This is a genomic window from Microcoleus sp. S13C4 (assembly GCF_036700865.1).
Classification (GTDB): Bacteria; Cyanobacteriota; Cyanobacteriia; order Cyanobacteriales; family Microcoleaceae; genus Microcoleus.
In genome coordinates, this window is sequence record NZ_JAUBPS010000095.1 from 1 (window position 1) to 20,663 (window position 20,663).

Annotated in this window: 11 protein-coding genes; 4 read left to right on the top strand and 7 right to left on the bottom strand. The window is 47.8% G+C overall.

All coding sequences use genetic code 11. The features are described from left to right. The 4 genes from QT996_RS25775 to QT996_RS25790 all read right to left on the bottom strand — a co-directional run. Positions 1 to 2,932, bottom strand: a 2,932-nt coding sequence (locus QT996_RS25775; protein ID WP_333050092.1) for a DUF4347 domain-containing protein, incomplete at its 3' end; no start/stop codon positions are given. A gap of 774 nt (positions 2,933 to 3,706) precedes the next feature. Then, the gene (locus QT996_RS25780; protein ID WP_333050093.1) at positions 3,707 to 4,111 is read right to left on the bottom strand and encodes a hypothetical protein; all 405 of its coding nucleotides are present in this window, start codon (positions 4,109 to 4,111) and stop codon (positions 3,707 to 3,709) included. A 118-nt stretch (positions 4,112 to 4,229) separates the two neighbouring features. Continuing rightward, the gene (locus QT996_RS25785; RefSeq protein ID WP_333050094.1) at positions 4,230 to 4,403 is read right to left on the bottom strand and encodes a hypothetical protein; all 174 of its coding nucleotides are present in this window, start codon (positions 4,401 to 4,403) and stop codon (positions 4,230 to 4,232) included. A 68-nt stretch (positions 4,404 to 4,471) separates the two neighbouring features. Continuing rightward, a complete protein-coding gene (locus QT996_RS25790) occupies positions 4,472 to 5,959 on the bottom strand; it encodes a hypothetical protein (protein WP_333050095.1) in 1,488 nt (495 codons plus the stop codon). A gap of 74 nt (positions 5,960 to 6,033) precedes the next feature. Here QT996_RS25790 and QT996_RS25795 point away from each other — a divergent pair, with 74 nt between their 5' ends. Continuing rightward, the gene (locus QT996_RS25795) at positions 6,034 to 7,695 is read left to right on the top strand and encodes a glycosyltransferase family 39 protein (RefSeq protein WP_333050097.1); all 1,662 of its coding nucleotides are present in this window, start codon (positions 6,034 to 6,036) and stop codon (positions 7,693 to 7,695) included. A 130-nt stretch (positions 7,696 to 7,825) separates the two neighbouring features. On the opposite strand, the gene QT996_RS25800 is transcribed toward QT996_RS25795, so the two are convergent. Both QT996_RS25800 and QT996_RS25805 read right to left on the bottom strand, forming a co-directional pair. Continuing rightward, on the bottom strand, positions 7,826 to 12,325 hold the full coding sequence (locus tag QT996_RS25800) for a response regulator (protein ID WP_333050098.1): 4,500 nt from the start codon (positions 12,323 to 12,325) through the stop codon (positions 7,826 to 7,828). Positions 12,326 to 13,296: 971 nt separating this feature from the next. Further along, positions 13,297 to 16,395, bottom strand: a complete 3,099-nt coding sequence (locus QT996_RS25805) for an MFS transporter (RefSeq protein WP_333050099.1) — start codon at positions 16,393 to 16,395, stop codon at positions 13,297 to 13,299. Positions 16,396 to 16,794: 399 nt separating this feature from the next. Between QT996_RS25805 and QT996_RS25810 the strand changes: the two genes are divergently transcribed. Both QT996_RS25810 and QT996_RS25815 read left to right on the top strand, forming a co-directional pair. Then, positions 16,795 to 18,015, top strand: a complete 1,221-nt coding sequence (locus tag QT996_RS25810; protein WP_333050100.1) for an FAD-dependent monooxygenase — start codon at positions 16,795 to 16,797, stop codon at positions 18,013 to 18,015. Between the two features lie 4 nt (positions 18,016 to 18,019). Next, complete coding sequence (locus QT996_RS25815) at positions 18,020 to 18,184, top strand: hypothetical protein (RefSeq protein ID WP_333050102.1); 165 nt, start codon at positions 18,020 to 18,022, stop codon at positions 18,182 to 18,184. 487 nt (positions 18,185 to 18,671) lie between these two features. On the opposite strand, the gene QT996_RS25820 is transcribed toward QT996_RS25815, so the two are convergent. After that, entirely contained in the window at positions 18,672 to 19,553 is an 882-nt protein-coding gene (locus QT996_RS25820; protein WP_333050103.1) for a lysophospholipid acyltransferase family protein, read from the bottom strand. Positions 19,554 to 20,303: 750 nt separating this feature from the next. Between QT996_RS25820 and QT996_RS25825 the strand changes: the two genes are divergently transcribed. Then, positions 20,304 to 20,489 (top strand): hypothetical protein, encoded by a 186-nt coding sequence (locus QT996_RS25825; protein WP_333050104.1) that lies wholly within the window; start codon positions 20,304 to 20,306, stop codon positions 20,487 to 20,489. Positions 20,490 to 20,663: the final 174 nt, after the last annotated feature.

Here is a 20,663-nt window from a genome sequence, read left to right on the forward strand (position 1 = left end):
CGCCAACAACAGTGTCATTATCTTTGCCAGCATAGATGGTATCGTTACCAGCGCCGCCTAGGATGAAATCGCTGCCTCCATTGCCGAAGATTGAGTCGTTATCTGCGCCACCGTCAATGTTGTCATTGCCGCCCATGCCGTAGAGAGTATCGCTGCCGGCTTGTCCGTTAATTGAGTCGTTGATGCCACCGCCCATGATGAAATCGGTAGTGTCGCCGCCGTTGATAGTTTGTTGGACGGGGTTGGGGGTGATGGTGGCAGGGTCAAGTTGCGGGGCGGTGAGGCTATCGAATAAGCAATCATCTACGGCCGGAGTTGGAGTCGGTGCGGGAGTTGGTGTCGGCGGCGGAGTCGGCGCAGGTGTGGGAGTTGGCGCCGGAGTTGGCGCCGGAGTTGGCGCAGGCGTCGGAGTTGGCGCCGGAGTCGGTGTGGGAGTTGGTGCCGGCGTCGGTGTCGGAGTTGGAGTGGGTTCCGGTGTGGGTGTCGGAGTCTGAGTTGGAGTCGGCGCCGGAGTTGGAGTTGGCGCCGGAGTCGGCGCCGGAGTGGGAGTTGGCGCGGGAGTAGGAGTCGGCGCCGGAGTCGGCGCAGGTGTGGGAGTTGGCGCCGGAGTTGGTGTGGGAGTTGGAGTTGGCGCAGGCGTCGGAGTTGGCGCCGGAGTCGGTGTGGGAGTTGGAGTTGGCGCGGGAGTGGGAGTCGGCGCCGGAGTCGGTGTGGGAGTTGGAGTTGGCGCAGGCGTCGGAGTTGGCGCAGGCGTCGGAGTTGGCGCAGGCGTCGGCGCAGGCGTCGGAGTCGGCGCAGGCGTCGGAGTTGGCACTGGGACGACACTACCTCCCAATTCAAAAGAGCCGCTGTCCACGATCGCACCTGGAATGCTGTCGCCATCTTGAGGGCGAGTCACGCCGCGCTGATCCGTAGCGGGTGCGCCCGTGGCAATCCCTTTATCAATTGCCGGACTTCCTATCAGCAGTGGCCTGACTAAAGCGCCGTTGAGGTTTTGCAAAGGGCCAAGTAAGGGGTCTGCGATCGTCACACTTGCCGTCGCATTGTAATCGTTGAAGTTAGTGGTTTTTTTGACAGGCCACTGAAAATTGCCACCTTGGTCAGTTAGTTCGCTGCTGGTGTGCTGCTGAATGCCAAACTCATTCCCCGCCGTGTTGTTAGAAAAAATCGTGTTCTTGACGCTGACAGGCTTTCCTTCCGCAGCCGAGATGCCTCCGCCAACCCAACGGGCGGAATTATCGGCAATGGTGGTGTTGACGATGGTTGTGGGGGCATAAAGAGCCATTGCACCACCGACATTGCCGTAAAAGTCGGTAGTCCCAGTAACTTGGTTGCCAGAAAAGGTGCTGTTAGTAATCGTGGTAGTGGCATCCATGATCCACATTGCGCCACCTTGAGCGGGGGCTTTGTTACCAGCAAAGGTGGTGTTGGAGACGGTAAGTCCTTTGTTGAGGCCGTTGCTCAAGTTTACCAACCCCCCTCCAACTCCGTTGTTGCCACCCGGAAGCGACAGAATTTCGTTGTTTTGGAAGGTGCTGTCTGCAATACTTACGCTATCTTGGGTGCCGGTAAACAGATAAGCTGCTCCGCCTTCGCCTCGCCCTTTGTTATCTTGAAATACACTTTTGGTGATCTTAATTGTGCCGGAAGCTTCGCTGGGATTGCTGGCTCGATCGGTATAAACTGCGCCGCCGAAACCCCTTAAAAAATCATTGGGCTGACCTGTGGCGAAAGTGGCGGCAGTGGTATCGTTGCCGATGAATCGGGAGTTGTCAATGGTTAACTTGCCCTGAAGGCTGTTAATCGCCCCGCCGTTAATTCCTTTGTTGTTGGTGAAGTCACTGTTGGTGACTGTAAAAGCTTTGGAACTCAAAAAGCCGATCGCACCTGCACCGCGTTCATCGTTAGCTGCGGTGGCGACGTTGCCGTTGAATTTACTGTTAGTAACAGTCAGGGTATTGTTGAAATTACCGAAAATTGCGCCACCGCCTTTATCGGCAACGTTGTTGTTGAACTGAACATTGTCTACTGTGAGGTTTACTTCGTCGGTTGTGCCGATCGCGCCACCTCGATCGGTAGTTTTTCCGTTAGTAATAATGAGGTTTTTGACAACAAAATTGGTAGCACTCGCAACGTTTGCATTGACAAAAAAGGCGCGGGATGCGTTGTTGCCGCTGATCGTTAAACCCGCTGCTGCGGCGCCGTCAATCGTGATGTTTTTGCCAGCGGGAATATCGAGTTGACCGCTGGTGAGGGTAATAGTTTGGCTGGCTAAACCTGGAGCGAAGGTAATTATATCGCCGGCAACAGCGCTGGCGATCGCAGCCCTTAATGAACCGGGCCCGCTATCGCTATTGTTGGCTACTACGATCGTAGCTAAATCACCTTGGTAACTTGCCATAGCCTGTGGCTGCAAGGCTAAGGGAGATTCAATTTGGCCAGAGGCAAATTCTAAATTCCAGTCGCCGTCACGGCCGGTTGTGTTGGTGGATGCCGCAACGTCAGCCCCGGTTAATTGACTGAATCGATCGACGAAATTAGAACCTGTACCGCCTGCTACATCGCAGCCGTACAGCATGATGTCTGCTTGGGGGGCTAGTGAAGTTTGCCACTTTTCCAACTGGCTTTTGTATTGCTCTATATTATCTGAACCCAGAGCGGTATTGCCTAATTGTAGGCTGCCAGAACTGCCGTGAGAAATAATGTGAACCGAGTCTATCGCCCCCTTAGTAGAGGCGTATTTTTCCATCTCCGAGGTGATTTGTTCGATGCCGTTTTTGGCGCGATCGAGTATTACTACCTGCTGTCCCGGCAGCACTCCCGCTGTAAGTGACTCGTAATCTTCCACGCCGGAGTCAATGAAGACTAACGAGCGCAGTGGCTGTTTTTCAAAAGAAGATTGTGAGTTAACTTGAGCGAATGTAGAACTCATATTGGAGACTCCATTAAGGGCATTATTAGTAGATACACCCGGGAGCAATATGATCAGGCTTATTTCATTGTATCTTAACACTAACTTGAGATATAGTGCAACTTTTTAAATGTTTTTATTAATTTATTCTGACCCATATTTATCGGTTCGACCCTGAATAAAAGGGAACTTTAGACCTCTACCTCTGGGAATATATTACAACACGTGAATATTCAAACAAATCAATCTAGGTTCTACCATCCAACTTTTTTCGACCTTATTTGACTAACACTAGCCGGAGTTCAGGTAATCGGAAATGGTGGAGGTAATTGCTCCGAGAATAACTCCTCTTAATTATATTTAGTAGTTTTTATTTGAGTGTGATATTTTACTTATAGGCACAATGCAATAGAGTTTCCCTAGCTGTATTTCATCCAAGGGAAAACTGAATTATGTAGATTTTGAATGATTCTATATGCTGTGAACTTGCTAGGTTTGCGATACAGCGAAATACTGATTACCAGGAGGTTTGGTCGCATTTACTAAGAGTCAAAACTGTCTAACATTAAGTGGAACCCATCGCTAGAACTCAATTGACTTATGGCGTGCTACCGACCATGTGAGGACTGCCCACCTCACTACAAACGTGATTCAAATTATTCAGCGGGAGTTGATATTATGGCAGATTGAGTCAGATCTAATCGTTGATTGCGATCGCACCTGCGTCCCTAATTACAATTGCATTCGGCTCAGTCGCCCTCGGTACGTTCCACACCCTCCCTTAAATCACTCTCCTTAATTAGCAAACAGTCGATCGCGCCCACCGCCGTTGCTGAGTGTATCACTATGTCGATCGGCATAACACGAACCAAGTCCGCTGTTTTGAGTCAGAGAACTATGGGATTTTGACAATTGACTTTTGTATGGTTCCAGGTAATCTGAACTGAGGATAACAAAGCCTAATTGCAGTTGGTTCGAGCTGCTGCCAGAAGTTGTGCCAACTTTGTCAATCTCTCTAAGGATAGAGGCCGATTTTTGAAGTGCCGAGGTAATTTTCTCGATGCAGTCAGATTCCCCAGCCAAAATTCTGGAAACAAAATATCCAGCTTCATTGATGCTGGAGTCCTTGAATACAAAGCTTTTGGATGGGGGATTTGCGTATTCCGAGGCGGGAGTCGTTTCCCTTAAAGAAGTCAACATATTCCGTCCTCCAAAAGTGAGTTGAGCACTAGATAAACCCCTGGAGTCGGACCCCCAGAAGCTGCCAGCTACCTTGTTTATTTCGCTCATTCTTATTTTACCTATCTATCAGTTTCTCCTATTTCTGCTGAGCTGCCATCCGCGATCGCACGGAATTTATATTCTCCGTGTTTTCCCTTACTTCCGGCAAACGCGCAATTACCGATAAATCCGAGATCCTCTCCGTGATACCACTTTCAAAAAAGAATCCAACTGTCAGCCCATCCTTCCAACCTCGATAGTCTTCAGTCATTCCCTCATCCAAAATCTAAAATCTAAAAGGGTATGACAGTTAGTTAACTGGCCGCGCAACTGCACCCCTCAAGATTCTGTGGAAGATGGGGGTTTTTTCCCTGAATTGCGGATATTAATAATCTTGTTGAGCGCCTCGAACCAAAAAGCAGCCCCCATAGAAATAGCTACGCCGCTCAATATCCAACCAAACAATTTTGCTATCAAAGCCGGCCACAATAAATTCCCCTGCTTATCTCGTTCTAAGCTGTTCTGTTTGCTCCATCCAAAAGGCAGAGCTACCTGATCCAAAGCTTGATCGACATCCTTTTGAACTTTTGTCAGACTGCTTAAATTATTTGATTGAGTCTTAGCATTGTTTGCCACCAACTGCTGAGCATACAAGTTAACATTCGATCGCAGCATCGAATCCTTCGACAACCGATCAATAATATTAATGGTATCAGCATTAGCAGCGACCGCAATCGCAGTTCCGAGCAAAATCGCCACCCCTCGGGCATTCCGCTTGTAAACGCCCGAAGCACGCTGCATCGATTGGTCAAACCAAATTTCAATTTCTTGCTGAAACCGCTGCAACTGCTCTTGAGTATCTCCCCCGCCTTTTTCAGCGCGCTGCGCTAAAAGATAAAGGCTGCGTTTCAAAGAGTCTGGCATACTGTCCAAGGTTTCTTGAATTTGTTGGTAAATCGGACTGTCCTCTTTTAGCTCCATAATTTCGCCTACCGTATCTTGACTTTTTTTAACAGTATTTAACAGATTGCTCAAACTAGGTTGCAGTTGCCCTAGCAGCGCCGCCCGCTCAAATTGGCTGTCAAAACGAGCCTTAACAAATGCCATATGCCGCTGAAACTCTCTCCCTGCCAGCTCGGTTTCTGGCAGATAAACCTGAGAATCCTTAATATAAAATCCCAGCTTTTCAGACATCCTATCCAAGCTGTTGTTCAAACTCACTAAATCGTTTTTATAATCTTCAATAACTCGATCAAACTCCGCAGTCAGCCAGCCAAATTCTTGCTCGATAATCGGTTTAGTAGAGTGCGGCAAATTCAGACTCTCTCCTATCCTTTTAATTTGTGCCAACTGTAAAGTTTTAAATTTTTCTAATCTCGTTTTAGAGATAGAGCTGATCAAAGTAGAAATCTTTAAAGTATCCAAAAGGCTCGCAGAAAAACTCTCGGCTGGAATATAAGAAGGCCCAGTGGATTTATTGCCGAAAACATTTTTAGTACCCGTAACTCCGTGGTAAAAATCTCCCATGCGGTGCGTAACAGAACGGAATCCCTCTGATAAAAGCCCTTTCGCGCCCTGATTCAAATCCTTGATCATGGGATTGGTGTAAATCGAATTGGCTAACTGTCCGACTCGCTTAAATTGCATGGGATCTTTCGCGCCTTCGCTGCCGCCGGAAATCAGCACTTCGATCGACTTCTTTAAATGTTCCGCCCGCCACTGCAAAACAGTAGCAATCAGTTCCTGAATTTCCGAAGCTAGCAAGCTTAACGTCAGGTAGATAAAGACTAAGCCAATGATAATATCTATAATTACAGGCAAGTTCATGGTATTTTCCTAGTCGCAAATAACTGCTTTCTAAGTTTACCTTCAGTTTGGGACGCTCAAAACTCTCTTAAGTTATGTCAGAAATCTTTCCATTCCTACGCCGCAAACCGAAAAATCGCTGGAATGACAGCTTTACAGACAAACTGTGGATGTTGGCTTTTCTGTTGGGCGCAGTGCTGATTTTCGGGCTGAATCTGGGCGGCGTGGCGTTGCGGGATTGGGATGAAGGCATTGCAGCGCAGGTAAGTCGCGAAATTTGGCGTGGCAACTTAAATTGGCTGTATCCGACGATCGACTCTATGCCTTATTTCAACAAACCGCCGCTGGTACACTGGCTAATCGGGCTGTGTTTTGCAGCAGGCGGTGTCAGCGAATTGACGGCGAGGTTGGTACCGGCGATGCTGACAGCCACTTCAGTGCCGTTGCTTTACGCTATTGGCAGGGAGTTGTTTCCTCCGCGTTTGATTGCCATTTTTTCTGCCCTCGTTTATCTGACGCTGTTACCAGTGGTGCGGCATGGACGTTTGGCGATGTTGGATGGGGCGGTTTTGTGTTTTTTGCTAGGGGCGATGTGGTGTTTGCTACGATCGCGCCGCGACTTGCGCTACGCTTTGGGGGCGGGGATTGGGTTCGGACTCATTTGCCTGACTAAGGGCGTGATGTTGGGGCTGCTGTTGGCTGCTGTGGGCTGTATTTTTTTGGTTTGGGATACCCCGCGACTCCTCACTTCTGGGTATCTTTGGGGCGGATTCGCGATCGGAACATTGCCAGTAGCGGCTTGGTATTTTGCCCAATGGCTGCACTACGGCCAATATTTCATCCACGCTAATTTAGTTAACGAATCTTTCCGACGCATTTCGGAACCTGTGAGCAGTCACACAGGCCCGCCCTGGTATTATATTTTAGAAATTTTAAAATTAGCTTGGCCGTGGCAGTTATTTTGGCTACAAGGGCTGCGTTTGAGTTGGGAAAATCGCAATTTTCCAGGGCCAAAATTAGTATTGGTTTGGACTGGAGTATATCTGCTGGCTATTTCTGTGATGAATACTAAATTGCCGTGGTATGTTTTGCCCATTTATCCAGCTTTTGCTCTTGCCGTTGGCAGTTATCTCGCTGAAGTTTGGGAGCAACTGTGGCTGCCGCCAGAGCCTGTCAAAGAGGAAGCAGAAGAACATTTTGATGCTATTTCTTTGTTGCCTCACCCCGCGATTTTGGCAATACTGGCTGTAGTTGGTGTTGTCGGCTGCATTTACTTCAGTGGCTTAGTGCAAATTGGGAAATACATTGTGCCTCTCCAGCGAGATTTGCAGTTAATGCTGATGTTTGTAGGTTTGACAATGACAATGGGGGCAGTGTTGCTGCACCGCAAAGACCGACAGTTTATATTAGTTTTAATTTGGGGAACTTACGTGACGCTGTTGGTATTGGTGGCTTCAGATAACTGGGTTTGGGAACTGGCGGAGGATTATCCGGTTAAGCCCATCGCCGAAATTGTCCGCACAGGAACTCCGGCCGGTCAACAAGTGTTTACTTCTCACCGCTTGGGCCGTCCATCGCTGAATTTTTATAGTCAACGCCAAGTTATTGTCGCCGACGCGCCGACGCTCAAACAGAAATGGCAAACTCTTCCTCAACCTTATTTCCTGTTAGAAAAACCCGTTTTAAAACATTTAGGTTTGCAGAATGCTGAGATTGTGAAAACAGCCGACGATTGGGTTTTGGTAACTAAAAAGTAAGTTAATAGTGAACCGTCCCCTCCTTGGGGTGGGTGAGATAACTTTCGATTGTCTAATGTTGCTTCAGATGGACAGCCTTACCCGGAGCGGACTTGAATTTATGAGAAATCAATCGGACACGATATAACCGCTAATAATCAACAGACTGCATTTCTATTTTTAACGCCGTTTCGACTCTTTGATACTCGGCCTCAACCTGTTCTAAAAGCGCGCAGGCCGGATCAGGTAAAGGCTGGTTAGCATTTGTGCCGATGCGGCCCATGATTTCGAGTTCCTCGCACAGTTCAAACAAGCGAAAAGCCCCGAGAGTACCGCTAATCGACTTTAAAGAGTGAGCCGATCGCCGCAAAGCCAGCGGATCGGCGTTGGACAGAGCCATAGAGATGCCTCGCAGCAGTTCGGGAGCTGTTTCGAGGTAAATCTCGATCGCTTCGTCCAAAGCTTCCACATCTCGCAGTCCCTCTATAATCTTGGCACTCAGGGAACCGTGGCTCTGTGACAAAGCCTGATCGAGATTTGATGAACCCCAATCGACGACTGCGGGCGAATTGGGAATTGTCAGTTGTGGATTTCCCGCAACAGCCACATTCGATCGCACTTCTAATTCACTCGTTGCTTCGATCTGTTCTGCCGGGGCATCCAAACAAACAATCGGCTGCAGACGATCGAATGCGGAGTTCGATCGAGATTTACACGCGATCAAAGCTCGCACCAACTGCTCAATGGCGATCGGCTTACTCAAATAGTCGTCCATCCCCGCAGCCATACACTCTTCGCGATCGCCCTGCATCGCATTTGCCGTCATTGCCACAATCCAAGGTCTCGTCGATTTTCGATTTTCGATTTTCGATTTTCGATTGTTAGATTCCTCGTCAGTCAATTTTCGATTTTCGATTTTCGATTTTCCATTATTAGGTTGCTCATCAGTTGCGGAAACTTCTGATTCTCCCGTGTGATTTTCTAAAGTTAAATCTGCTGAAAATTGCTCGCGGATGCGGCGGGTAGTTTCCAGTCCGTCCATTTCCGGCATTTGCACATCCATCAGCACCACATCGTAAGGCTGGCGGCGCAAAGCTTCGAGCACTTCGATACCGTTTCCCGCCACATCCGCGCGATACCCCATCCGCTGTAAAATTTGCAAAGCCACCTTCTGATTCACCAAATGATCGTCAGCCAACAGAATCCGCAGGGGTAATTTCTCCGCCAGCACGGGTATGGTTTGCAAGAAAGACCCGGTAGTGCGCTGCCCTTTAAATTCAGTTGTCTGTTCTCCAAAAATATTGATTAAAACATTGTAAAGCTGAGACTGTTTGATGGGTTTATTCAAAAAAGCAGCAAAATCCATCTCCTGCATAGTAGGGGGGTTAATTTCTTGCCTGCCGATCGAAGTTAGCATCACTAACGGCAACTTTTCGCAATCAGGATACCGCCGAATTTGCTCCGCTAAAGCCAACCCGTCCATTTCCGGCATTTGCATATCCAAAACTGCCAAGTCAAACCCCTCTTTAGCAGCCAGCCAATCTAAAGCCAAACGAGCTGAAGCTGAAGCCCTAGCTACCATTCCCCAAGACTGAGCTTGGAGAGTCAAAATTCTGCGGTTGGTAGCATTGTCATCAACAATTAAGACTCGCTTGCCAGCTAATTCAGGTTGAGAATTGCTCAAGTTAACTGGTAAGGAATTCTTGCAGCCCGAAACGATCGTACTAAAATAAAAAGTAGAGCCAACGGATTTCGTATTTTGGCTGATCGGCTTGTTGCTGAGTACAGATTTGCCATAGCCATATTTTTCGGCAATTTCGCAAGATTCTGCCCATCCCAAATCAAAAACTGCCGATGATCTAAAATCGGCAGGAGGATTGCCCGCGACACTAGCCATACTTTCCACCCACATCCGGCCGCCCATCATTTCGGCCAAACGCTTGCTAATTGCCAAACCCAATCCGGTACCACCGTACTGTCGGCTCGTTGAAGAATCAACCTGACTGAAAGATTTAAATAGCCGATCCATGCGATCGCTCGGAATGCCGATACCGGTATCTTTGACCGCAAAATGTATTTCGTATGCTGGGTTAGTTGCTACCGGTTCGCCAGCAATTAATGGCGGTTCTTTAGCGTTAGTCGTCGGCATTGAAATCTTTTTTGCAGTCACCGAAACCACCACTTCTCCAGCGTCGGTAAATTTAACAGCATTACTGAGCAAGTTGATTAAAATTTGCCTCAAGCGGGTGCTATCGCCGATCGCCGTTGCCGGTACTGTACGATCGATCAAGTAACCCACTTCCAGTTTTTTTTCTGCCGCCTTAGCAGCTACCAAGTCTAGAGATTCCTCAATGCAAGTGCGGATATCAAACGGATGTTCCTCCAAGTCCAATTTGCCCGACTCAATTTTCGAGAAATCCAGAATATCGTTGATCAGCGTCAGCAAAGCATCGCCGCTGCTGCGGATAGTTTCTACAAAATCGCGCTGTTCGCGAGTTAAGGGGGTATCCAGCAGCAAACCAGTCATGCCGATGACTCCATTCATCGGAGTGCGAATTTCGTGGCTCATGGTGGCTAAAAATTCGCTTTTGGCTCTAGTAGCCGCCAGTGCTTGATCGCGAGCTTTTGCTAAATCTACGTCGGTTTGCTGGCGTTCGAGTTCGCTTCCCACCCACTGAGCCATCAGTTTCACCAACTCTCTGTCTACAACTCGGAACGGTTCTGTCACAGGAGTCGGAGAAAAGAAGCACAGGGTGCCGTAAACCTCCCCTCCCACCGTGACGGGAATGCCCATGTAAGCTTCGATGGGGAAAGCTCGATCGTCAATGTTGAAGGAAAAACCCGAAAATCTCACCGACTCAAAGTAAATCGGTTCTTTTGCCATTGACGTAGCGACGCAGAAAGTTTTTTCCAGATCGTAGATTTGGTCTTTGACGATCGACCCGTCGGGACACTCAACAGCCATGATTTGATAGTTGTCGCCTTGAATGCAGGACAAAATTCCCACGGACAGGCCTAAATGCCGACATCCCATTGCCAGCAGTTCTTGGAGGCGCAAATCAAAGGTAGAGAGGTGGTTGAGCGGGTCTGTACGGGGAGCCGAAGTCACTTGGTACAAAGCTTTGATTGCAGCTTCGCTTTCTCGCAGTTCTTGTTCTGTTTGCTTCCGCACGCTGATGTCGCGGGAAATGCCGATAATTTCTTGGACTTCGCCGGTTTGAGGATCGCTGATCGTGCGGCCGGTGGTTTCAAACCAAATGTATTTGCCGTCTTTGCGGCGGATGCGGTAGCTGACGGTGTAAGTAACTGGGAGCGCCAGGACTTTCCAGTGAGCTTTGGCAATGGTTTCTAAATCGTCGGGGTGAAAATAATCGTTGGGGACGCGGCCGATGAGTTCCGAAGGTTCGTATCCCAGCAAAGCGCGGCTGGCGGGGGAGACGTAAACAAACACGCCTTTGGGGTCGTGTCTGGTGATCATGTCGGTTGAATTTTCGGCCATCAACCGATAGCGGTCTTCGCTTTCATTACGTTCGACTTGAGAAGTGCCCAATGCTTCTAGCATTCGGTTGATGCCGTCGGCCAAGCTTGCGAGTTCATCTGCTCCTGCCATATGAACGCGCAAGTCTGGGTCGCCGCTGGCTGCGATGTTGCTGACGCTGGTGCTCAAGGAAGCCAATCTCGCCAAGACTAATTTTTCTAGCAACAGCAGGGTGATGGCGCTAAATATTAAACCTACTCCCAGTATTGATAAGGTAAATAGCTCCAAGGTAGCCTGACCTTGGCCGTAGATGATGCGATCTGTCTCTACCCGCAGCAGCAACGCTAGGTTGCCGTGAATGTCGCGAATTAGGGCGTATCCTGCGACTAAGGTGCCGCTGAGTGGCTCGACTAAAATTTCTACTGATTTGAGGTTGGAAATTTTGAGTTTGATATTTTCCAACTCCTGCCTCGATCGAGCCAGCGCCTTGGCGGTGTGCCCGGAGTAGTTCGCGGCTCCAACTTTAAAATCTAAACTCGGCAATCTAAAATCCACTGACAGGTGAGTCAGTTCTGAAAGCAAACCGATTTCGCTGCTGTCGAGGTAGCGTCCCAAAATCAGCGTCCCCCGCGACGGGCCTTGGGCGTTGCTGTTGAAGATGGGCTTGGCGGCAATCAGCAGTCTGGCTTCTGGCAGGGTGAGGACGCCTGTTTTGTTGGGGCCGGGGCGATCGCCATCGACTGTAGATGAGTCTAGTAGCGCCTCGGTCAAGTGCTGTTTTAAGCTTTCGGGAATCGGGATTTCGGTTTGGGATTTAAGGTCGAAACCTTTGCTGAAGATCGTCTTACCATTGGAGTCAAGCAGCACCAATAAGTTTAGTCTCAAGTAAATAAATGTCGAATTGACGAAATTTGACTTGACAAAATTTTCGTTCCGTGTTTCCACGAAAGAGTAAGTATCGTCCCACTCGGCGTAATCTTGGGCGCTGGTGTCTAAATTCGACAAGTCATCATCTAATGCGTCCAAAGCCCGTGCGACATCCTGGCGCACGTACTGTGCCTCCAGGTTGTGAAAATCATGCAGCAAAATAGTTGATGCAGTGGCATAGAGAACCACAATCAGGCTGATCAGCGCTGCACCGATGATTAATAGTGTTTTTTTTCGGAGTTGCATGGCGTCGCCCTCCTCACGGTGCTACTCGGCAACTAGCCAGGAGAAGTTTGAGACATAGGTTGTTTAGCATGGGCGATCGCAGGGCCTGCGTATTTGGACTGTTCTGGGGTGACGAGAGCAAAGCCCCTGGTATTTCCAAGGTATCCGGTATGTTGCCCCCCACAGTCAGTGTAGTATTTTCGCAGCTTTAGTTCCCTATTATGCACAACCTATGACCTACAAGTTATGATCTGACGATCGGCATTTTCAAAAGGAACGGGCGATCGAACTCACAACTGTTTGCGTTTGATACTGATGCAGCCAGGGCGGCGGGCGGTTGGTATAACAGGCGTGCTGGGTTGAGAACCCTCACTATTATTGTACCTAAAAAATGTTGAGGAGAGAGCGGACTGGCGCACCGACTTGCGCCTGCCAAAAGGATCTCATTTCAATAGCTGTGTTGATTTTTGTCGTTGTCTAGCAATCCTTGCAAGAGTAGTGGAATAAGCTCAAAAGCCTATCCAGCGTCGAAGCCTGAACCCCGTTCCTAACTGACAAAAAAATAGCTCTCGCAGAAGTAATTAATATCCGCAGACTTTTCATTTACATCCGCCCCTCTAATAAAAAATTCTAAAGTCCAAAAATTATGATTTTTATTTTTTAATTTTAAATCAATCAAAACAGTTAATTAAAATGTACGAATTTACAGTTTACACCATCCTAAAAAAACAGGTAGGAGCAGGTTTACTAATAAGCCTATACACTACCAATAACTTAAATAAACCCCTTCCTACTCGCAGATAAAATCCTTTACTAACATTAGTGCCTGATGTCAGTAGAAACTCACATCAGGCACTATATGCAATCCTTGCAGGAGTCGTAAATTTTTTACCCCACCCCAACCCTCCCCGAACCCGATCACTCGGGAGTAAGAAATTCACAAATGATTTAGTCTTGCTATATATGCAATCCGATCACAACTGAAGTCTTTTTTATCGGATGACGGCTAAAGCACCGGCCCCTGCTGCTGCTGCTGCCGAGGTTAGAGCTGTGAAAAACAGCCACCAAGAAGCAACTTCTGCTGCTTTCCGAGTTTCTTCGGCTTGTTTTTCAGCTTGCACTTTGATGCTTTCGAGGCGAAGCTGAGCCTCTTGCTGCAAGCGTTCTGCTCTTTGCAAGACGCTGTTGCGGCTTCTTTCAATTTGGTCGATCAAACGGTTGGCATCTGCTTCGGAAATGTCCTCGCGCGAACTCATTAGTGCAACTAAAGTATCGCGGTTGAAATGACCAAGCCGATCGCGCAAAGCGTCAAATCCGGCTTGCGGATCGTCGAATAACTTCCGCACGTCCCGCGTAATTCCTTCGTAATTCAGTTCTGGGCGATCGAGCGAATTGAGGTAATCCCGAACTTTTCCGAGAACCCCGTCAATTACCGACTGAATACCCTCCTGTATTTTCTGAATTTGCATGGCGAACTCGTCGCGTACCGACAAAATTCCATCGACAATGCGATTGGCTTCTGCTTCAGAAATATCCGGCCGCTGAGACAGCAGAGAAACAACTGTAGCTCGATCGAGGTGTGACAGGCGCTCGCCCAAACTGTAAGCGCCGACTTTCGGGTCGTGCAGCAGCAGTTGCAAGTCGCGCTTGATGGCTTCGGGATTTAATTCATCCTTGCCTGTATTACGCAAATAATCTTGTAAAACAGTCTGAAAATCCTGCACCTGGCTTTGCATCCGCTTTGCCAAACGGCGCGGCGCTTTCACAATCGATCCCAGGGTTTCCTGCACTTGGTTGATAATTTGATTGACTTGTTCCTCGCTCAAATCTTGTCTCTGAGAAAGCAGTTTTACCAAAGTATCGCGATCGACTTGAGACAGGCGGCCCCGCAGCGCTAAAGCTCCTTCTTTGGGATTTTGCAGCAGTTTTGTCAAATCCCGCTGAATCCCTTCAGGATTGAGTTCTGATTTGCCAGTATTACGCAGGTAATCTGCAAGGGCGGTGGTGGTATTGTCGTACTGATCCTTAGCTTTTTCGGCTAACTTTTGTGGCGCATGCACCACACTTTGCCAATTTTCTTCGGCGCTGTCAATAAGCTGATTTACTTGGTCTTCGCTGAGGTCTTTCCGCTGAGATAGCAATTTTACCAAAGTTTCGCGATCGAACTTAGAAGCTCTAGCTCTCAGCGCCCACATTCCCGCTTCTGGGTTATCCAGCAGCGTTTTCAAATCGCGCTTGATGCCTTCGGGATTAAGTTCTTCTTTGCCCGTAGACTTCAAGTATTCTTGCACTCTTTGCCACTGGTTGTCTAGTCGAACTTGCGCTGCTTCTTGCAGACCTTTAGAATCTGCTAAAACTACATCTCGCGTCCTTTCCAACTCTTGAACAATCTGTTCTACTTCCTGAAATCCGAAGTTTTCGCGACCTCTGAGAATTTGCACAAAACTGTCGCGGGTGTAAGGAGAAAGCCGATCGCGCAACTGTTCGTAACTAGCGTCGGAATCCTCTAATATTTTTTTGAAATCGCTCCCGATACCTGCTGCTGTCAGTTCTTCTTTCGGCGTCAGTTTCAAATAAGTTTCCAACCGCCACTGCAAATCGCGAGATTTTTCTTGCTCCTCGGCAAAGATCACTGTTTGTAAAACGCGCTGTCTAATTGCTTCTAATTCCTGGGAAATTTGTTTAATTTTGTCTTGGGTAAAAACACCTCGACTGGCCAGAATTTCCGCAAAACTCGCCTGTTTGAGTTTTTCTAACTGGCGGCGCACAGTTCCGGGATCAGCCGTAGGATCGTAGAGCACGTCCCGAAATTCGCGCTCGATCGCTTGCGGGTTCATCTGCCACGAATAAGTGTTGAGTAGGTAGTTTTCTACGTCGGCACGAATTGGGCTGTAAGTTTCGGGTTCGCCTTTAACTTGAGCGGTAACTTTATCAGTTTGCTGGGTAACTTTGTCTTTAGCTGCTTTAAGCTGACCGACTACTTTTTCAACATCGAAGTCGGACATATCCGTGCGACCCAATACTATTCCCATTAAAGCATTGACTGCCATTGTCGTTGCTTGGGACATCATGGTCGGGCTTTCTCCAGAATTTTGACCGCCCAAATTGCCAAGGACTTTTTCTACCCTACTTGTCAGCGTATCTGAGAGCAAATCTCCCGATTTTGCAGATTTGAGATAGTCTACCAATTGGGCGATGCCGTCTGATTGCTGCCCTTGTTTTCCTACTTGTTTCCAAGCATCTTGAAGTTGGTCTACAATCCGGTTTACATCGCGTTTTGATAAGTCCGATCGCGAACTTACTAAATCTACGAGAGTTTGCCGATCAAGATTGGGCAAGTTTTCGGCTGCAATGGTTTTTAGTTGGGGATCGTTGAGCAATTTTTCAAACTCGCTACGCATCCCTTTGATGTCTAATTCGGGCGGTTTGAGGCTTTGGATGTAGTCTTCGACGTTTTCGCGCAAGCTTGTAGGGTCGATCGCGCTACCTAGTTCGTGGCCCACTGCTGCTGCTGCTGCTTTGGCTGTGGCGACGACTTGGTTGCTGGCTGCTTTTGCGCCGATGGCAGAGGCTGCGGTGCCGACAATCGCTTGAAAGCCCGATGTGGCGGTGTTGACGACGGAACCAATCAAGGAACCGACGGTGGTGGAACTCACCCAGACAAGCATTGAGAAATAGGTTGCCCACACGACTAAACCGACGATCGCACCTAAACCGGGACTGCTAATCAAGCTAAGCTTCACTGCTAGCAAGCAAGCAAAGAATAGGGCAATGGTGACGGTGACTAGCGTCCAAGTACCTACCTTTCGGCCGATGTGGCGGACTGGGGGGCTGCTGCTATCGGAGTGGTGGTCGTCGTCGTGGGATTGTCCCATGTACGAAAGGCCTGCAGCTACTGATAAATTTGTTAGCAAGAGTTGGAAAGCGCAGGCTAGTACGACTCCAGCTATTAAGGCGATAAAAAATTGCGGCCCGGAATAAAGGAGTGCTGCATCTTCTGCTCTGTTTGTAGTAGTCTGCTCTACTGGCACTTGGGCCAGCCAGAACCCGATGTTATACAGTTGTGGATTTATGGGCAAATTTTGATACATAGTATATTCCTCATTAAGGGGTGGGTGCGCGCGATCGTTAGCGCGAGTTAACTAATGTATAGTTTTAGACTCATGCCCCCAATGGCAAGCATCGCCTTATTGACGAGCTAAAGCATCCCCCTACAGTTGGAAGTATAGAAATATGTCTGCGGCCGGCTGTCTATTTAGGGCTATTTGTGGTATGTAAGTTGGCAGTTGTTAAATTGTTAGTTCTTAGTAATGAATAAGGTGCGCTGTGGCACACCCGAGATTGATAGTAGTCGTGGTAAGTCTGATTAAAATAATCGCAGAGGAGAATCTTTGGTCGATCGATATTAAGAGTGAACACAAAATCCTCGACAAATGGTTCACAAATCATCTACCAATGCCATAGCAAATTAGCTTTCAAGGAATTCGATCGTGCAGCGAGAAAGTCATGCAATTATTATTGGTGGCAGTTTAGCAGGACTGTTGGCCTCTAGAGTATTAGCAAAACACTTTGAGCGAGTAAGTATTGTTGAAAAAGATTTTTTCCCAGAAAAACCCGCGCCCCGTCCCGGAATTCCTCAATCCCGTCACCTTCACATCCTTTTAAATCGGGGAAAAATCATCCTAGAACAGTTGTTTCCAGGCTTGGAAAATGAACTGGTAGCTGCTGGTGCTCCTATGTTAGATCCGAGGTCGATCGGGTGGTTTAGTCCCGCAGGTTGGGCCCCGCAATTCAGCCCGGATCTAAAGGATGTAATTATGTTCAGTCGGGATTTACTTGATTGGCAAATTCGGCGCCGCTTGGCTGAAAATACGAACGTGCATTTTCTCGAAGGAGGCACAGTAACGGGGTTGCTGGCGAATGCCTCGCGCGCGGATGTTACGGGCGTGTCGGTGCGTTTTCGAGATCGCCACAACCCAGGTAACATCAATGCAGAGAATTTGTATGCAGATTTAGTAGTCGATGCAGGTGGCAAAGTTTCCAAAACACCTCAATGGTTAAAAAGTTTGGGCTATGAACCTCCCCAAGAAACCGTTATCAATGCTTTTGTCGGCTATGCCAGCCGCATCTATAAATGCAGCGGTAAATTGTCAGACACAGCCCCAGTATTTGTGTCAACCGCACCACCATTTCGCACGCGGGGCGGTGCAATTTTCCCGATCGAAGGTAATCGCTGGCTGGTGAGTGTCGCCGGGGGCGATCGCGATTATCCCCCGACCGACGAAGCAGGTTTTCTAGAATTTGCCCGCACTCTGCCAACCCCGACAATTTATCATGCGATTAAAGACGCAGAAGCAATAACACCTGTTTATAGTTATCGAGGTACAGAAAACCGTTTACGCCACTACGAAAGCCTCCCCCGCTATCCTGAAAATTTGGCAGTTATAGGTCATGCAGTTTGCGCTTTTAACCCAGTTTATGGCCAGGGAATGACCGTTGCTGCACTGGATGCTCAGATGCTAGATGAATGTTTGCAAAAGCAAAGAAAGCGGTATCCAAAAGGCGATTTAACAGGCTTTGCGCGCGCGACAATTTCAAGAAAAACTAGCAAAATTACACACTATTCCTTGGACGTTTGCCATCAGTCAGGATTCCCGCTATCGCGGAAGTACAGGTGCAAAACTAAACCTTGCTACGCGGCTGACAATTGATTACATGGATCTAGTGTTAAAAGTGCTGGTCGGAGATGCTAAAGTTTGTCAAGCATTTTTGGAAGTTCTACACATGATTGAGTCGCCGGCTGTACTTTTTCATCCCAGTATTGTGGTTAAGGCGATCGGGCAATTAGTCACCGTTCGGCAGAAGGCAGAATTAATATAAAGAGTTTATACAGAATTAGGTTAGTTTTGCCAATTCTATTTTTCCCCGCCGAGGATGGAAAATAAAAGCAGATAAATTCCTATTCATCTGCCTTTATTTAAGCTAATATTATGTTCCCTTGAACCTTGAGGATAAAAACCGTGATTTGGGCGACTGCGGTTTTCGGATACTTTATGTAATTAAGATGGGTAAAATCCGATTGCCTACCGCAATTGTCGGTTTTTGAAATCAATTATTAGATTTATTGCCAAAAATGTTTTTATTCACGACTTACCCACAGGACTCAAGAAACCGGGGTTTTTCCCCATATCCCTCGCGCTTCACGCTATATATAGCCATCCTAAATCATTTGTGAATTTCTTACTCCCTCCCCTTGATAAGGGGAGGGCTGGGGTGGGGTCAAAAATTTACGACTCCTGCAAGGATTGCTGTAGTCGTAAAAAAAATCGGTTTCTGCATCCTATTCTAATATAGACTTGTGCTATTCTCAATTGCCAACCAAACCATCTAATTCCCCTTGCATTTGGGCGGTAACTCGATCGTAACAAGCATCAACATAATCGCGATCGCGCGCCGCCTCCGAACCATACCTCTCAAATACAATCGGTTCGCACACGCGAGTCCGAATTTGAACGGGTAAAGGCAGGTTTGGCAAAGGCCCAATACTCAATCCCCAAGGCAATCCCAAATACACCGGCAATACCACTGGATCGATGCCAAATAGCCACGGCATCCCCAATTCATGCAATTGCTTTGCTTGTTCGTACAAATCTGCCAAAACTATCAAAGTATCGTGGGCGCCGTGCGAGATAATTGGTACAATTGGCACTTCTTCTCGCAATGCTAATTTAATAAATCCCTTGCGTCCCGCAAAGTAGATTCGATCGCGCAAGTGGTGGGGGCGAAAAACATCTTGGGCGCCGCCCGGATAGACTAGAACAGGAGCATTTTTTCGCAAAGCTGCGATCGCCATTTTCGGATGCGCCTTGAGAGCACCACACTGAACCGCCATGCTAGCAATATCAGGAGAAACTTGCCAAACCGTGGGGTGCATCAATCCGTAGGCCAAGCGATCGGTTCCGTACCTGCGGAACCATTCGTATAGGAACATAAACATATCAGGAGCGGCTATTCCCCCGTTGTGAGAACCAACCACGAGCATTTTTCCGCTCGCGGGGACGTGGTGCCAACCGTCGCTTTGTACGCGAAAATAGTAGCGGTACAGCCATTCCCAGAGTGGCAACAGAAGCTGAATGAAGTCGGGATTGCGATCGTCTAAAGATAGACCGTCAAAGGGATATTTAGAGGATTTGCCGTCTTTTTTGTTAGTAGTTTTTGTCACTGCAAAAATATTTAACGCTTTAATCATTATATAGCAGAAGGAAAAAAGCTTTAACTCTCGAACAGAGAAGGCTTTAGTTATTTGGGAAAGAAGGAAGGAGATTAGTTGGGCTGTTCCTCTTATTGTGCGTGCGCTAATCGCCATCGCCCTGCGAAAAAAGATTTTTCCTATCATTAATATGCTCTTAGTCGCAAGGAATCTACCCCATTAGTTTCAGCAAGTGAAAACCTCATAAACATCGAGTGCGGTTGCTATATAGCAATCCTCAATCATTTGTGAATTTCTTACTCCCTCCCCTTGATAAGGGGAGGGTTTTGTTGGGGTAAAAAGTTTACGACTCCTGCAAGGATTGCTATAGCAATATAATTAAATCAGAATTGGCGCAAATATTTGGTTTCTGATTTGAGTCGGCTGCTTTTGTTCGGAGGTTTTGTGCTGGTTGTCTATGTTGTTGGCTAAACCCGCCCCTTGGATTTTTAAACTGAGATGTTGCACCCTTCTCAATAAGACTTTTATGGGCGGGATCTCCTGCCAATCCCCTAGTCCCCAGAAGAAATTTATTCTTTGTGGAACAGGCTGTCGGGGCTTTTAAGCGATAATGGTGCTCTGGGCGTGAGTTTCAACAGACTGGCGCTCGAACCGTAGCAGGCACAGTAAAGCGTCAGCGAGTAAATATCAAGCAACCATCCAAGTTTCTTACGTAAGAGTCAGCACCAAGGGCATCTGAAGTCCGGGAACTACAAATCGGCGTTGTGACGACTAGAATCCTGAATGGAAATGTCTCCACAAGAACAAAACCGTTTGGAAACAGCTACCGCAACTGTCGCTGATGGCGGGGTGGCTTTAGCCACAAAAACACAACTGTGTCTCAAGCCGATAAGTTTCCGTTTTGAAAGATTTTATCAAATTGACGCCAGCCATCGGGTCAATGCTAGCGATTTGCGCTGTTTGCCACAATTTTAAGAGGACTTAGGCACGTACTACGATTTTCTGTCCGAAGATAAAGTAGGGAAGCAATGTTTCGGCTACGCTCAACACAAGTCTCAAACCCTTGATTTAACGGCGTTGCTGAGTTAGAGTATGAATAGGAGGAATAATTTATGCAATGCCCAGAATGTAAATCAACCCATATCCGTA

Coding starts and splice junctions, on each gene's coding strand:
- QT996_RS25780 (WP_333050093.1), bottom strand. CDS start 4,111: ATGTTGACTTCTTTAAGGGAAACGACTCCCGCCTCGGAATACGCAAAT.
- QT996_RS25785 (WP_333050094.1), bottom strand. CDS start 4,403: ATGACTGAAGACTATCGAGGTTGGAAGGATGGGCTGACAGTTGGATTC.
- QT996_RS25790 (WP_333050095.1), bottom strand. CDS start 5,959: ATGAACTTGCCTGTAATTATAGATATTATCATTGGCTTAGTCTTTATC.
- QT996_RS25795 (WP_333050097.1), top strand. CDS start 6,034: ATGTCAGAAATCTTTCCATTCCTACGCCGCAAACCGAAAAATCGCTGG.
- QT996_RS25800 (WP_333050098.1), bottom strand. CDS start 12,325: ATGCAACTCCGAAAAAAAACACTATTAATCATCGGTGCAGCGCTGATC.
- QT996_RS25805 (WP_333050099.1), bottom strand. CDS start 16,395: ATGTATCAAAATTTGCCCATAAATCCACAACTGTATAACATCGGGTTC.
- QT996_RS25815 (WP_333050102.1), top strand. CDS start 18,020: ATGGATCTAGTGTTAAAAGTGCTGGTCGGAGATGCTAAAGTTTGTCAA.
- QT996_RS25820 (WP_333050103.1), bottom strand. CDS start 19,553: ATGATTAAAGCGTTAAATATTTTTGCAGTGACAAAAACTACTAACAAA.
- QT996_RS25825 (WP_333050104.1), top strand. CDS start 20,304: ATGTCTCCACAAGAACAAAACCGTTTGGAAACAGCTACCGCAACTGTC.